The sequence below is a fragment of the Streptomyces sp. NPDC002574 genome (genome assembly GCF_042889545.1).
GTDB lineage: Bacteria > Actinomycetota > Actinomycetes > Streptomycetales > Streptomycetaceae > Actinacidiphila.
The window spans coordinates 347,013-362,483 of the sequence record NZ_JBIARB010000005.1 but is presented as its reverse complement, the minus strand read 5'-3'; the positions used below and the strand labels follow the sequence as shown (position 1 = coordinate 362,483).

The following is a 15,471-nucleotide window of genomic DNA, read 5'->3' as shown; positions in this document are numbered from 1 at the left end:
CCATTCGTGGCCGACCCGCAGTCCCCCGTGATCCGCACCGTCACCGAGCAGTCCCTTCGTGTCCTGGAGACCTACCGTGTCGACCCGGGCCTGATCCCCGAGCACGCCAACGGAGAGCGCCGCATCACCCAGGGCGGGTACGGCGACCGTCAGCTCTTCGAGTTGGTCCAGAACGCCGCCGACGAGATTCGCGACGAGCCCGGGGGCCGGGTCCACGTCGTCCTCAGCGACACCCATCTGTACTGCGCGAATGAAGGAAACCCCGTGACGCCCGAGGGCGCGGAGACCATCCTGCGCATGAGCATGTCCCGCAAGCGCGGTGGGCAGATCGGTCGGTTCGGCGTCGGCGTCAAGTCGGTGCTCGTCGTGACCGACACTCCCGAATTCTTCAGCCGCGACGGCAGCTTCGGGTTCGATCGTGCCTGGTCGTACGAGCAGATCCGAAACGTCCCCGGCGTGCGCGAGCGGCACGGCGAGCACTTCGAGGCGCCCGTGCTGCGCATGGCCCGCGAGCTGGACATGGCGATCGAGCGCCTCCGGGACCGGGTTTTGGACGAACTGCTGGAGTGGGCGACCACGGTGGTCCGTCTGCCGCTGCTGCCCGGTGCGGCCGAGCGCCTGGGCAAGGACATGCACGGTCATCAGGGCGTGGCCAGCCACGAGACCCGCGAGGAGTTCCCGTCCGGCTTCCACCTGTTCTCCCCGCACGTCGGTCCGGTGGTACTGGAGGACCGCCGGCCTCGCCCGATCGCCCGTCGGGCCCTCCGCGCCGAACAGCACGGCGACCTGCGCACCATCCACGAGGAGCGCGTCGGCAAGCCGCCGGCCACTTCCCAGTGGCGGGTCTTCACCCGCACGCACGAGCCGACCGCTGCTGCCCGCCGTGACGCCGGTGAGTTGCACGACCGAGTGTCCATCGATGTGGCCTGGGCCGTGCCCGGGTACCGAGCCGACGAGAAGTCCGGGTTGCTCAGTGCCGCCGACGCTCGGGGGCGGGGCCGGTTCTGGTCCTTCTTCCCGACGAAGTACGAGATGACCCTCAGTGGCATCCTGAACGGTGCCTGGAAGACCAACGAGGACCGGCAGAACCTGCTGGACTCCTCGCCCTTCAACGTCGAGATGATCCAGGTGGCCGCCCGTCTGGTGGTCGAGTCGCTGCCCGCGCTCGCCCCCTCCGAGGACCCCGGTGCGTACCTCCCCCTGCTGCCCGGTCGTACCAGGGGCGCGGAGGTGATCAGTTGGGCCGACCGCCTGCTCACCGAGCAGATCTGGGCGGCCACCGCGGCGCGCCCGTCACTGCCGGACCAGGACGGAGTCCTGCGCATCCCCCGCGATGTGAAGATCCACCCCGACCTGGGGCGGGACAGCACCTCGCAGATCCGCTGGCTGCGGATGTGGCACGCGTACGCCGGTCGCCCCCGTGACTGGACGCATCCCTCGGTCGAGGCCACGGACCTGCGGTCCGGCAAGATCCAGCACATCCTCGCCGCGGCCGGACGCCAGCGGGCCTCGGTCGTCGAGTGGCTCGAGTCCCTCGTCTCCGACGGCTCGGCGAAGGCTTCGGAGACCGCCGTCCGGATCGTCGCCGACATGATCGAGTCCAAGGCTTCCTGCGCCGCCGAGGCCCGCAAGGCCGCGATCGTCCTCACCGAGGAGCACGGCATGGTCGCCCCGGTGGGCGGTGTGGTGTACCGGCGCGCGGAGGAGGACGGTCTGCGGGAGTCGCTGGTCTACGTGGATCGGGCCCTGTCCGACGATCCGTCGCTCTCCTCTGCTCTCACCACTCTCGGCATCCAGGAGGCCGACGTCCGGGGGCGCTTCGTCAGCGTCCTCGACCAGGGATTTTCCTCGTACGGCCCGCAGGAATGGAACCGGTTCTGGGATCTGTTCCACCGGGCCGGTGCCTCCGTGGTGGGCCACGAGGTGACCAAGCGGGTACCGGCGCCGATGGACACCCTGATGGTGCGGACCGCGGACGGCCGTTTCCACCTCATGCGCGACAGCATGCTGCCCGGCATCGTCGTCACCGCGGAGAGCGACCCCGGGGTCGCGGTGGACATGCGGTTCCACTCCGATGACGTGGCGTTCTTCCGCGAGGCCGGTTTGCGGGACCGCCCGACCTCCGGCCACAAGCCGGAGGCTGAGACCTGGTTCGAGGAGTACCGGGAGGCCGCTCACGCGGCGTACTGCAGCACGCTCGACAACCGGGCGAGCCGGCCGACTCTCGGCAAGACAAGGATCGAGGGGGCTCCCGTCGGTGGACCCCTGCACCTGCTGCCCCGCCTCTCGGACGAGGCGCGCGCCGCCTTCCTCCAGGCGCTGCCCGAGGACGCCTTGATCGAGAACTGGACGCTGCAGATCGGCGCGCAGGCCGGCACGCGTCGGACGGCTCAGTCCCCGATCCGATGGATGCTCCTTCGACACGGTCGGGTCAAGACCTCGCAGGGGCTCAAGTCCCCCAAGGACGCCGTCGGCCCGCAGCTCGACGCGTACCGCGACGTACTCCCGGTGGCGTCGATCAGCGAGGAGAAGGCCCGCAAGCTGGGGCTCGCGGACAGCGTCGAGAAGGTCCGCTCCCAGCAGTGGGCGCAGCTTCTGGAGAAGCTGCAGGAGAGCGAGGACGACGCGTTCGTCGGCTCGACGTACGCCCTGCTGACCCGCCTGGGGATCGACTTCCCCGAGGGCTCGCTCACCCGATGCCGGATCGGAGATGCCTGGGACGCACGGGAGGACGGCGAGATCGCCGTCGCCGCGAACCGGGACGAGTACCGGTCGCTGCGGGCGGAGCGGGTACCGGCACTGCTGATGCCGGACCAGGAGTCCGCTGACCTGATGGTCGACCAGTGGGGCATGCTGCGCCACGACGACGTCGTCAGCCGCGAGACCCGCCACGAGTCGAGCGTGGAGGCGGTACCGCTGTCCGAGGAGTTCCCGACGCTTCGCCAGAGGATGGGGGCCTCCGTCGGCACCTATTCACTCCTGCGCTGCTCCACGTTGGAAGAGGTGGTCCGCACGCCGCGCGGCGCCCGGGCGAAGTCCTTGGAGAGCGCCCGCCAGGGCAATGTGATCAAGGTCCTGGACTCGCTCGACCGTCTCGACGCCCTCCGGGCCGTGGACCGTGAACTGGGCTTGCGGATGGGGGATTCGGGTTGCCGCGCGGTGCTGGACGCCCAGTCCCGCCAGGAGCAGGACGAGAAGGTGCGAGCCGCGCTGAAGGCGATTCGGGAGGCGGCGGACGTGACGGCCAAGCTCGAGCTCCTGATCGGCGCGGAGGCCCTGCGCGACCGGCTGCCCGCCGGGCTGATGGATGCCGAGAGACAGGAGTTGGACGGACAGGAGCCCACGGGGCGTCGGATCGCACAGATGTCGTTCAACGCCCACGGCGACACGGTCCTCAAGACCCACGCCCGCGACATCCAGGAACGCTTCGCGAACGCCCCGTCGTCGTACACCGGTGGCTCGGCCGCCGTGTCCTTCGTCGCCGACCTCGGTCTGCCGGCCCCCTTCGCCGGCTACCGGGCCCCGACCCTCGAGCAGAGCCTGACGGTCGACGGTCCGCGCGACTTCCCGCGCCTGCACGACTACCAGGAGCGGCTCGCCCTCAACATCTTTGAGATGTTGGACCGCCTGGCCCCGCAACGCGCGATGCTGTCGCTGCCCACCGGCGCCGGCAAGACACGCGTCACCTCCGAGGCCGTCATCCGCTGGGTGAAGCAGACGGGTGACCTCAAGGGGCCGATCCTGTGGATCGCCCAGACCGAGGAACTGTGCGAGCAGGCGGTGCAGAGTTGGCAGTTCGTCTGGGGCAAGGCCGGCGCGCAGACCCGACTGACGATCAACCGACTGTGGACCTCGAACGAGGCGGCCCCGATCACCGACGGGCCGCAGCTCGTCGTGGCCACCGATGCCAAGCTCCAGGTTTGCCTGGAGACCGACCGATACGCCTGGCTGCGGGCGGCCGCCCTGGTCGTGGTCGACGAAGCGCACGTGGCCACCACCCGGCGCTACACCGAGATCCTGAGCCTGCTCGGCCTGACGCAGCACCGGACTGAGCGGCACCTGCTCGGCCTCACGGCCACCCCGTTCCGTGGCCACAACGAGGAGGAGACCGGCCGCCTGGTCAACCGGTTCGGCGGTCGTCGGCTGGACGAGGGAGTCTTCCCCTCCGACGATGCCTACGGCCACCTCCAGGACCTCGGAGTTCTGGCGCAGGTCGAGCACCGGGAACTGGCCGGCGGCACCATCGAGCTGTCCCGTCAGGAGCGTGAGAGCGCTGAGCAGTTCAGCCTGTTGTCCAAGGCCGCCGAGCAGCGGCTGGCCGACGACCACGACCGCAGCCGACGCATCGTCTCGGAGATCGCCGCGATGCCGGCCGACTGGCCGGTGCTGGTGTTCGCCACCTCGGTCGAGCACGCCAAGTACCTGGCCGCCCGTCTGAAGGACCAGGGGATCTCCGCGTCCTCCGTGGACTCCACCACCTCCGACAGTGACCGTCGGGCCCGGGTCCGGGACTTCCGTGACGGCAGGGTGCGAGTGCTCACGAACTACGGGGTCCTCACGCAGGGCTTCGACGCCCCCGCCACGCGCGCGGTGGTCGTTGCCCGTCCTGTCTACAGCCCGAATGTGTACCAGCAGATGATCGGACGCGGTCTGCGCGGTCCCCGCAACGGCGGCAAGGACACGTGCCTGATCCTCAACGTCCGGGACAACATCCGGAACTTCGACACGGCTCTCGCGTTCACCAAGTTCGAGCACTTGTGGAGCAAGAAGTGACCTTCTCCCTAGAAGACGGCCCCGGCCTCACGGCCGAGCAGCAGGCCGTCGTGGACCGGCCCTGGGACACTCGCCTGTTGGTCACCGCCGGGGCGGGCGCGGGCAAGACCCACACCCTGGTGCGTCGCATGGACGCCCTGGTCGGCCATGTCGACCCGGACGAGGCACTCGAGGCCTCGGAGCTTTTGGTCCTCAGCTTTTCCCGTGCCGCGGTCCGTGAGTTGCGGGACCGGATCGCCCGGCACGGCGAGCACGCCCGGCGGGTGCGCGTGCAGACCTTCGACGCCTGGGCGTATTCCTTGCTGGTGCAGGTGTACCCGGACGGGCAGTGGTCGTCGCTCTCCTTCGACGAACGCATCCGGGCCGCGACCGAGGCGATCGACAAGGGAGCCCTGGAGTCGCTGGAGGCCGGCCCGCCCACGCACGTGATCATCGACGAGGTGCAGGATCTGGTCGGCGCGCGCCGGGAGATGGTGGAGTCGCTGCTCGACCGGCTCCAGGACTCCTGCGGGTTCACCCTCGTCGGCGACTCCGCCCAGGCGATCTACGACTTCCAGATCCAGGATCCGGAGGAGTACGCCGACCGGGCCGATCTATTCCTCCGCTGGGTGCGCGCCTCCTACCCGGACGACCTGGTGGAGCTGCGGCTGACGCGGAACTTCCGCGCTGTCACGCCGGAGGCGCGCACCGCGCTCCCGCTCGGTCCGGCCGTGCAGGGCATCGGCAGCGCCACCGAAGGGGCGGACGCGGCGGCGGAACGGCTTCACGGACAGCTGCGTGAGTTGCTGTTCGACCTTCCCGAGCTGGGCTCGATCAGCGACGCGTTCACCCTGGATTCGCTGCGGTCCTTCCCGGGCAGTTGCGCGATCCTGACCCGCGACAACCGACAGGCCCTGCTCGTCTCGGAACTCCTGCACACCCACGGAGTGGCGCACGCACTGAGGCGTTCGCTCCAGGACCGGCCGGTGCCGTACTGGGCTGCCGAGCTGCTGCGTCGCGCCGAGGCCGCCACGCTCACCGAGGGACGGTTGCGTGAGTTGCTCGACTCGATGCTCCTGCCCGAGGGCGTAGACCCGGACCGGGTGTGGCGGGCCCTGCGAGTGGCGGCGCGCGGTGCCGGTCGGGGCACGCTCGATGTGACCCGGCTGCGCAGGCTGGTGGCGGAACGCCGCTTCCCCGACGAGCTGGCCGACCCGGAACCGGCGCGACTCGTGGTGTCGACGGTGCACCGCTCGAAGGGTCTGGAGTTCGACCGTGTGGTGCTCCTGACCCCGCCGACCATCGCCGATTTGCGTCGCCGCAACGAAGGACTCGATGTGCCCGCCGAGGCACGTGCTCTGTATGTGGCGATGACAAGGGCTCGGCAGGACCTGTACCGGGTGGCCGCGCCGGAGACGGTGACGGTGCTCAAGCACAGGCCGACCGGTCGCTGGTACCGAGGGGTTCCGACCTCGCGACACAAATGGCGTCGCGACGGCGTCGAGGTGCGAGCCGGCGATGTATCCGCCCTCGAACCGGCCGACGCCTCGAACGACGCCTCCGGAGCCCAGTCGTACCTGGTGGGGCGGGTACGACGGGGGGACGCGGTGACGTTGCGGCTGCGTGATTCCCTGCCCATGGGTGCCGAGCAGAGCCCCCGGTACGCGCTGCTCCACGAGGGGCGGGAGATCGGCGACGTATCCGAGACCTTCAGGGGCGAGCTCCATTCCGTGCTGAAGGTTGGCACGAAATGGGAGATCCAGTGGCCCGAGGAGATCGTCGGTCTGCGCGTCGACTGCCTGGAGTCCGTCGCGGGAAGCACAGCCGCCGGGGCCAACGCGGGCCTCGGTGACCATGGCGTGTGGATCGCCCCGCGCATCAGTGGAATCGGACGGTTCCGGCGATCCGCCGGGACCGAGGAGGAGCAGGAATGACTATCCACGCAGGGCGGCACGCCGCGCACTACGAGGTACGCGAGGACCTGGTGGCCCGCCTCCGGCGGGAGCTGTCGGGTCCCGACGCCGACTCCCCGGCCGAGGACCGCGCCGAGGTGCTCGACCAGGATGCCCCCGTCACGCGCTATCCCATGGGCGTGCTCTTCCCGCGTCCGGCGGACGCCGAGGCCGGCCTTCGTCTGCGGGAGGACGCCTCCGAGGAGGACGGCCTGGACGAGGAGCCCGTGAGCGGGGCGGAGAGCCTCGACGAGTCCGGCTCGGCGGCCGAGCGTCCCAACGCCGGTGACCGGCGCCCCTCCACGGTCGGTCTGACCTTCGCTGTCGACCGGGCCGTGTGCCGGGAGATCGTGGTCTTGGCCCGCGCCGCCGTGTACGAGCCGGAGGACGCGGAGGGACGCAAGGTCTCGGCTCGTCGCAGCGAGGCCCGCACCACATCCGACCAGCGGGAACGCTGGCGTCGAGTGGAGCTGGACCTGCCCGACACACCGGTCGACGTGACGTTTCCGGGGCGCGGTGCCTCGCGCGACCTGATCGACGGCACGGTCCGCCTCGACGTGCACGTGCGCCGTCCGTCCCCGGACACCGACACGGTGACGGTCACGGTCACGCTGGTCAACGTCCAGAAGGTCGGTGAGAAGGAACTCCAGGACGCCTTCGCCCTGTTCCAGGTCGGGTTGACGGTCCGGGCCGCCGATGGCGCGAGCGCGTTCGTGGAGCGTCCGGCGGCACTGTCCGCCATCGACACCGAACTCGAGACCAGCCGACTGCTGCACCGGCACGCCCCGACCTTCGCCACTGGTCACGGATGCGCGGCGGTGTGGGACTGGAACCCGCCCCCGGTCGGTGTCGCCGACATAGAGCGTGCCGCGGTGGCGGAGGTCCGCACCGAGATCGTCCCGACGCACGAGGTGCTGCTGACCGATTCCAACCCGGAGATCGACGACCGGGCACTCACAATGCTGGGCCTGGCTCAAGCTTCCGACGCGCAGGTGATCGCCGCGCTGGAAGGTCTGGCGGCGGGTTACGAGGGATGGATCGACCGCAAGCGGGCCGAGGCCTTCGCGTTCGCCGGCACGTCGTACGAGAAGGCCGCTTCGGCACAGATCGGCGCGTGCCAGGAATCCCTCTTGCGGATTCGGGAAGGTATCGCCCTGCTGCGGGGCAAAGCCGATCTCATGGCGGCTTTCCGACTCGCCAACCGGGCCATGGCGACGCAGCGGGCCCGCAGTGCATGGGTCAAGGGCGGGCGTGTCGGCGAGCCGGATCCGACGTCCGCGCGCTGGCGTCCGTTCCAGATCGCCTTCGTGCTCCTGTGCCTGGCCGGGGTGGACGACTCCGAGCACCGCGATCGAGGCGTGTCGGACCTGCTCTGGTTTCCCACGGGCGGCGGCAAGACCGAGGCGTACTTGGGCCTGATCGCGCTGACCGCCTTCCTGCGCCGGATGCGGCGCGGGGCGGCCGGCGGCGGAGTCACCGTCCTGATGCGTTACACCCTGCGCCTGCTGACCCTCCAGCAGTTCGAGCGTGCCGCGATTCTGATCTGCGCCATGGAGCGGATGCGCCGCGACAACCCTGCCGAGCTGGGTGACGAGGAGATCTCCATCGGCATGTGGGTGGGTCGCTCCGCCACCCCGAACACGCTGGGGAGCGCCTCCGGGCAGTTGCTCGCGGCTCGTTCCGGCAAGGTGCTCCAGAAGGAGAACCCCGTCCAGTTGCACGCCTGTCCGTGGTGCGGAACCGCCCTCGACGCCCACCACTACACGGTCGACGAGGAAGCCGTCCGCATGCACGTGCGCTGTCCCGGATCGGGCTGCGCCTTCTCCGGCGGACTGCCCGTGCATCTGGTGGACGAGACCGTGTACCGGGCCCGTCCGACCCTGGTGATCGCCACCGTCGACAAGTTCGCCTCGATGCCCTGGCGGCCGCAGACCGCGGCTCTGTTCAACCGGGACCGTCAGGACTCCACGCCGCCCCCCGAGCTGATCGTGCAGGACGAGCTGCATCTGATCTCCGGTCCGCTGGGCACCCTCACCGGACTGTACGAAACGGCGGTCGACGTGCTCGCCGAGCGGCCCAAGGTGATCGCCTCGACCGCGACCATTCGGCGTGCCGCCGATCAGGGCAGGGCCCTGTTCTCCCGCGAGGTGCGCCAGTTCCCGCCAGCCGGCCTGGACTCCCGGGACTCGTGGTTCGCTGTGGAGACCCCGGCCCGGGACAAGGCATCCCGTCGCTACGTCGGCCTGCTCGCCCCGGGCACCAGCCAGTCGACGCTGCTGATCCGTACGTATGCCACCCTGCTCCACCAGGCGAAGCGGGCCGGAACACCGGAGGAGGTGCGCGACGCCTATTGGACGCTGGTCGGCTACTTCAACAGCCTGCGCCTGCTGTCCGCCGCTGAACTCCAGGTCCACGACGACGTGGTGGCCTACCTGGAGCACTTGGCCGAGCGCGACGGAAGCGAGCCGCGCTCCGTCGACAACTACTCGGAGCTCACCAGCCGCGTGGACGCCAGCGACATCCCAGCACGCCTGAAGCAGATAGAGCGGCAGCTGCCCGGCAGCGACGTCGTGGACGTGCTCCTGGCCACCAACATGATCGCGGTCGGCGTGGACGTCGACCGGCTCGGCCTGATGGCTGTCATGGGTCAGCCGCAGACCACCGCCGAATACATCCAGGCCACCAGCCGCGTGGGCCGTGCCCACCCGGGCCTTGTCGCGGTGATGCTCAACGCCGGTCGCTCCCGGGACCGCTCCCACTACGAGAATTTCCAGCACTTCCACTCCGCTCTCTACCGCGAGGTCGAATCCACCTCGGTGACCCCGTTCTCCGCCCGCGCCCGCGACCGCGGCCTGCACGCCGTGGTCGTCGCCCTCGCCCGCATTCTCATCCCGGCCGCTCGCAAGGACGAGGCCGCGGGCGACATCGACCTCTTCCGGGACGAGCTCCGGGAACGAGTCCGTCCGCGGATCCTCGAACGGGTCGAGGCCGTCGCCCCCGAGGAGCTGCCCCACGTGGAGGCCGCCTTCGACGAGTTCGTGGACTGGTGGCACGGGCAGGCCGAGTCGCTCGGTGGCCTGCACTACGAGCCGAAGCGGGGACGCCGTGTCCCTTCGCTGCTCAAATCCTTCGACGACGCCCTGGAAGACCTCGAGGCGTGGGAGACCCTGTGGTCCCTCCGCGACGTCGACGCCGAGTCCGCCCTGTTCATGGAGGCATCCCGATGACCCCGCCCCCTTCCCGGCGCCGCCGCGGCGCCGACGGCTCCTCCGCGCCGGCCCGCTCGCTGCCCCGCCGTGGTGCGGTTCGGCGTGCCCAGGCCATCACCACCTATGGAGTGGGGTCGCTGATCGCCGTCGAGCAGGAGTCGTTCATCGTCGCCGGCATCGACGGAGCGGACCGCTACTGGTCCCGCGACGAGGCACCCGTGATCCACGAGCCGCGCCTCGCCCGGGTACTGGGCGTCGACCACTTCCGCCTGCCGCCCGCGTCCGGCGACGACAGCCGTGACGGACTGCGGGTGCGCCGCTTCCCGCTGTGGCACCACTGCCCCGAATGCCACGCGCTCGACCACGTCCGGAAGTTCAACTCGCCGCCCGGCCGAAACGAGTGCGCCGAGTGCTCCGAGCCGCTGGTGCCCTCCCGTTTCGTGGTGGCCTGCGAGGACGGCCATCTTGCCGACTTCCCCTACTGGAAGTGGCTGCACCGCGGCCGACGCGCCGACGGCGAGGCCGGCCATTGCGGAGGCCGGATGAGCCTGAAATCCTCGGGTCGCAGCTCCTCGCTCCGTGCGGTGGTTCTCTCCTGCTCCTGCGGAGTGCCGGAGGTGTCCATGGAAGGCTCTTTCCGGCGCGGTGCCCTGAAGGACCTGAACATCCGCTGTGAAGGCAGGCGCCCCTGGTTGAAGGACGCACCCGACATCCCCTGCTCCCAGCCGCCCCGGACCCTTCAGCGCGGTTCGTCCTCGGTGTGGCAGCCGGTACTCCGCTCTGCGCTGTCGATCCCGCCGTGGAGCGACACCCGAGTCCACGCCTTGGACGAGCACTGGGAAGCTCTGCGTTCGTACTCAACCGCCGCGGAGATCGAGATCTATCTCAAGGGCGCGTTCAAGGGGGCGCCTTCCCCCGTGAGTGCCGACGAGGTCGTGAAGTTGCTCGCCGCCATGGAGGCCGAGGACCTCGCCGGCGACGACGGTCCGGACGCCGATCAGGAGCGGCGCTACCGGGCGCTGCGCGACCGCGAGTACGAGCGGCTGTGCGCGGGCAACCCGGAGGATTCCGGCTCCCACTCCGAGCAGTTCGTCTGCGAGGATCCCGTCGGCGACGAGAAGCCTCTGGGCGGTACGGGCCTGGTCGGACCGATGCTTGTGAAGAAGCTCCGCGAGGTGCGCGCACTGAAGGCCTTCACCCGGGTGATCGACCCCGAGACCTCCTCGGAGGGCCACGAAGCGGACCTCTCGCTCGACCCCACCCGCTGGTTGCCCGCCATGGAGGTCAACGGGGAGGGCGTGTTCCTCCGGCTCGACGAGGCACGGCTCGACGCCTGGGCCGAGCGGCCCGCCGTCGTCGCCCGTGTGGAGCGGATGCGCGAACGCCACCAGCGTGTGCTCACGGAGCGGGCCTCGGACCCCACTCGTGTTCCGCTCTCGCCAGCCACCGCGCGCATGGCCGTACTTCACGTCCTCGCTCACGTGATGATCAACGAGTGGAGCCTGGACTCGGGCTATCCCTCCGCGTCGCTCCGCGAACGGATCTACTCGGGCGATGAGATGGCGGGGGTGCTGATTTACACGGCCACCAGCGACTCGGCCGGCAGCCTCGGTGGCCTCGTGGCCCAGGGCGAACCCGAGCGTCTCGCCCAGGCCGTGCGTTCGTCGATCCTCCGTGCCGAATGGTGTTCCAATGACCCTCTTTGTCTGGAGAGCGGCGCCTCCGGTGCGGGCGGTACCAACGTGGCCGCCTGCCATGCCTGCGTGATGCTGCCGGAGACCAGTTGCGAGTACAACAACGGCCTCCTCGACAGGGCACTTCTCGTCGGTAGCCCGGAGGATCCGTCGATCGGCTTCTTCTCCCATCTGCTCACTCCCTGAGCGCCTGGAGACGGCATCGGCGCGGGAGGCGGCGGCTGCCCTTTCGCCCCAGCGGCGTCGCGCTGTGCGGGTCGCGGGTCAGAAGCCGTCGTAGTCCGGCGCTCGATCTCCTGTCGGCACGCCGCGGGAGATCGAGCGCCGCCGTAAGGATGCGGGTTCGCCGGGCCCGGCGAAGAGATCCGCGATCTCGGACCGGCTCACGTGGTCCCCGGTTGATCACTTTCAGCGTGCGGACACTGCCGGTGCGGCGGGAGCGGCAGATCGCATGCAGCTCTCACCAGCATGTTTGCTCGCCGGCCGATCCATAGGTCACCGGTTGCGCTCAGAGAGGTACCCACATCGAACCGTCCACCTGACGGGCGCCGATGCCTCAATACCCCAACGCGGCCCTGACGGCCAGCCCGAGTACGCGTGCCACCGGTGGCGGTGAGGCGTGTCCCACCTGTCGGTAGCGGGCCGTCTTGCGGCCGGTGAATGACCATTCGTCCGGGAATCCCTGCAGGCACGCAGCCTGTTCGACGGTCAGCGCCACCATCCCCCTGACGCCGAGCGACATATCCCAGGGGAAGCCTGGTCCGGGGACCTCGTCGGCGACGGTGCCGCCGTTCACGCGCATGCGTGCCCACGACCGTTTCGATCCGGTCGGCCCCAGATCGGCTCCCCCGCGGTTCCAGGAGCCGCCGACGAGAGTCGGCGCCACTCGATCGGCCTGCGCCGCCCAGGCGGCGGCGTGGGGCCAACCACGTGCTGCCATGGAGGCACACAGTGCCTCACCCACGGTGATCGGCACTTCCGTATCGGGGGCCGGCGTGACGAAGCCGTCGATGACGTTCCCCTTGAAGGCGACCAGGACGCCCTGTTTCCAGTCCTGGGGAACGCCGTGGTGCATCGCGTTGACGACGAACCAACAGTGCCGGTAACCGAGGTGTTCGAGTTCCGTGGCGACGTACGCTCGGATCGACTCGTACGCGGGCTTGGAGACGAGATCGGGGACGTTCTCGATCAGCAGGGCACGCGGCTGGACACCGTGCATCAGCATGATCGTCGCCTCGAGCATGCGGATCTCCTCGTCGCTGCTCTCGCGTCGCACGGCAGCGCTGGCCTTCACCCGTGGCAATCCGGCCGCGAGGAGATCCACGTCGTAGGCCTCTTGGTGCTCCACGGGATCGAAACCCAGCAGATCGGTCTCGAGGACCCGCCACGTGGGGCGGTTAAGGCGCAGCGTTTCGCAGGCCACGGGACGGTTGTCCAGGAGCAGCACGGGATCGAAACCCGCCTGCTCCAGGCCAAGAGCGAGGCCACCGGCGCCGGCGCACACGGCGAGACTACGGAGGCGCTCAAGGCGATGCTTTTTCATGGCCACCGTTCGTGCTCGTGGGGAAACGCGACGCCGGATGGACGGAGATGCCGGACTCGCGCACAGTCCGCGTGATGTCGTCGCCGGCGCTCAGACCGGCTGAGCCCCCGGCGACGATGATCACATCCTTGTCCTGATGAATCGATGGCAAGGAACCAGCCGGTGCCGGCGTTCGTCCGAATGCTGGGCCCTTCGGCGGCGGAGACCGTGGGCGGCGGGTGCGCGGATCAGCCGAGACGGGGGATCTCGATCGCCGGGCAGCGGTCCATGACCATGACCACATCCGCGGCCTTGGTGCGCGCGTACGCCGCCTCGTCGATCACGTCCAGCTGGAACCAGACGCCCTTGGCGCCGATCGCGACGGCCTCGTCCGCCACCGCGCCGGCGAGGTCGGAATTGACGAAGACGTCCACGACGTCCACCGGGAAGGGGATGTCCCCGAGCGAGGCGTAGCCCTGCTCGCCGTGCACCGCCTCGGCCTTGGGGTGTACCGGCACCACGCGCTTGCCGTAGCGCTGCAGCACGCGGGCCACGCCGTAGGCGGCGCGCGAGGTGTTGTTGGACAGGCCCACCACGGCCCAGGTGTCCCCGAGACCGGTCAGCAGCTCACGTACCGCCGCGTCGTCTTCGTGCACGTCGTCCTCCCTCGGACCTGCGGCCTTCGACAGCCGTCCGCAGCAGTCAACCAGAGGGGCCGCCCGCCCATTCCCGTAGGGTGGCGGGGTGGTGGAGCGGTATCTGACGATCGGGCGCGCGGGCGTCCACGAGAGCGAGATCAAGCGATCGCGCTTCCTGTGCGCCCTGGCACCGGTGTCCAGCGAGGCGGCGGCGCAGGAGTTCATCGCCCGCGTCCGCCGGGAGCATCCCGGCGCGAGCCACAACTGCTTCGCCTATGTCATCGGCGCCGAGGGCCGCGTGCACAAGGCCGGCGACGACGGCGAGCCAGGCGGCACCGCGGGCACCCCCATGCTGCAGGTGCTGCTGCGCCGCGAGATACGCGACGTCGTCGCGGTCGTCACCCGCTACTACGGCGGGATCCAGCTCGGGGCGGGCGGACTGGTGCGTGCGTACGGCGGCGCGGTCTCCGCGGCACTGGACGAGCTCGGCACCGTCGAGCGGCGGAAGCTCGCCCTCGTCACCGTCGTCGTCGACCACCAGCGGGCCGGCCGCATCGAGAACGACCTGCGCGCCGCCGGCCGCGCGGTGCGCGGAGTGGCCTACGCGGCCGACGTCCGCATCGAGCTCGGCGTCCCCGAGGAGGAACTGGAGTCCTTCCGCGGCTGGCTCGCCGACGCCTCGGCCGGCTCGGCCGGCATGGAGGTCTCGGGCAGCGCGTACGTGGACGTCTAGCCCGTCACCAGGTGCGCGGTCGCGGCGACGGTCACGACCGACAGGCCGTCCAGGGTGGTGATCGCGCAGGGCGGGACGCCGTCGCGCATCAGCGCGGCCGGCACCGCCGCGTCACCGAGCAGCGTGCGCAGCAGGTCCACGGTGACGCCGCCGTGGGTCACGAGGGCGACAGGGCCGGGCGTTCCGGCCAGGTCGGCCAGGCAGGCGCGCAGGCGCTCCGCGGCGGCGCGGGAGGAGTCACCGGACGCGGGCAGGAAATCCCGGTCCTCCACGGTGGCGGCCCAGTCCCTCAGGAAGTCCTCCGCGGAACGGGACGCGTCCCGGTTGATGCGCTCGCGCAGGCGGACGTCCTCCTGAACGGGCAGGCCGGTCCGGTGCGCGATGAATGCGGCGGTCTCGCGCGCCCGGCGCAAGGGGCTGCTGAAGACGGCGCGCACACCGGCGTGGTGCAGCCGGTCGGCGGTCCTGGCGGCCTGCAGGCGTCCCGCCCCGGTCAACCCCGGGTCGCCGGGCGTGCGTTCCTTCTCGGCGTGCTGCACCAGATGGAAGACGGTCATACCCGCAGGGTGATGGTGCGGCGGGGCGGCGGCCACCGGGACACGCCGGTGTCACTCGGTGGTGAGCTCGGTCAGCTGCTCGGCGGCGGTGGTGTTGCCGGCGTTCGCGAGGCGGCGGAGCTCCTCCATGTCCTCGTTCTCGGTGGCGAGTTCGACCATCAGGTCGGCCGCATCGCTGTTCCCGGCGTCCGCGAAGGTGCGGAGCAGGTCCATGTCGCCCTGCTCGGCGGCCAGTTCGATGAGCTGGTCGATCGCGTCGCTGTCGCCCGCCTCGGCGAGGGCGCGCAGTCCGGTCGGAAGGTAGTCGGTCATGACGATGCTTCTCCTTGGTGTCCTCGGAGTCCCGGTGTTCGTCGTGCCTGGGCAGGGTACTCGCGGCCCGCGGGGTGGCGCGGATCGTACGGTCCCCGGGTG

The 15,471-nt window shown here is 70.2% G+C and carries 9 protein-coding genes; 5 read left to right on the top strand and 4 right to left on the bottom strand.

What is annotated here, in order from left to right; all coding sequences use genetic code 11:
- The first annotated feature begins 6 nt into the window (after positions 1-6).
- Genes ACFYXS_RS14220 through drmB form a run of 4 tightly spaced genes read left to right on the top strand, consistent with a single transcriptional unit; the run spans position 7 to position 11,793 of the window.
- Complete coding sequence (locus ACFYXS_RS14220; protein WP_389247974.1) at positions 7-4,773, top strand: DEAD/DEAH box helicase; 4,767 nt, start codon at positions 7-9, stop codon at positions 4,771-4,773.
- Positions 4,770-6,686 (top strand): UvrD-helicase domain-containing protein, encoded by a 1,917-nt coding sequence (locus ACFYXS_RS14215; protein ID WP_389247593.1) that lies wholly within the window; start codon positions 4,770-4,772, stop codon positions 6,684-6,686. Before ACFYXS_RS14220 ends, ACFYXS_RS14215 begins: the two co-directional genes overlap by 4 nt.
- Positions 6,683-9,931 (top strand): helicase-related protein, encoded by a 3,249-nt coding sequence (locus ACFYXS_RS14210; protein WP_389247591.1) that lies wholly within the window; start codon positions 6,683-6,685, stop codon positions 9,929-9,931. Before ACFYXS_RS14215 ends, ACFYXS_RS14210 begins: the two co-directional genes overlap by 4 nt.
- Positions 9,928-11,793: a DrmB family protein gene (gene drmB / locus ACFYXS_RS14205; protein ID WP_389247589.1), complete on the top strand. Its 1,866-nt coding sequence runs from the start codon at positions 9,928-9,930 to the stop codon at positions 11,791-11,793. The genes ACFYXS_RS14210 and drmB overlap by 4 nt, the downstream gene beginning before the upstream one ends.
- A gap of 370 nt (positions 11,794-12,163) precedes the next feature.
- On the opposite strand, the gene ACFYXS_RS14200 is transcribed toward drmB, so the two are convergent.
- Positions 12,164-13,150 (bottom strand): DNA cytosine methyltransferase, encoded by a 987-nt coding sequence (locus tag ACFYXS_RS14200; protein WP_389247587.1) that lies wholly within the window; start codon positions 13,148-13,150, stop codon positions 12,164-12,166.
- Between the two features lie 227 nt (positions 13,151-13,377).
- Positions 13,378-13,785 carry a CoA-binding protein gene (locus tag ACFYXS_RS14195; RefSeq protein ID WP_389247585.1) on the bottom strand — a complete coding sequence of 136 codons (408 nt, stop codon included), beginning with the start codon at positions 13,783-13,785 and terminating at the stop codon, positions 13,378-13,380.
- Between the two features lie 88 nt (positions 13,786-13,873).
- Between ACFYXS_RS14195 and ACFYXS_RS14190 the strand changes: the two genes are divergently transcribed.
- Complete coding sequence (locus ACFYXS_RS14190) at positions 13,874-14,500, top strand: YigZ family protein (RefSeq protein WP_389247583.1); 627 nt, start codon at positions 13,874-13,876, stop codon at positions 14,498-14,500.
- Here ACFYXS_RS14190 and ACFYXS_RS14185 read toward each other — a convergent pair.
- Together ACFYXS_RS14185 and ACFYXS_RS14180 are read right to left on the bottom strand one after the other, a co-directional pair.
- Complete coding sequence (locus tag ACFYXS_RS14185) at positions 14,497-15,057, bottom strand: histidine phosphatase family protein (RefSeq protein ID WP_389247581.1); 561 nt, start codon at positions 15,055-15,057, stop codon at positions 14,497-14,499. The genes ACFYXS_RS14190 and ACFYXS_RS14185 overlap by 4 nt on opposite strands.
- 51 nt (positions 15,058-15,108) lie before the next feature.
- Positions 15,109-15,369: a hypothetical protein gene (locus ACFYXS_RS14180; RefSeq protein ID WP_389247579.1), complete on the bottom strand. Its 261-nt coding sequence runs from the start codon at positions 15,367-15,369 to the stop codon at positions 15,109-15,111.
- Positions 15,370-15,471 lie beyond the last annotated feature (102 nt).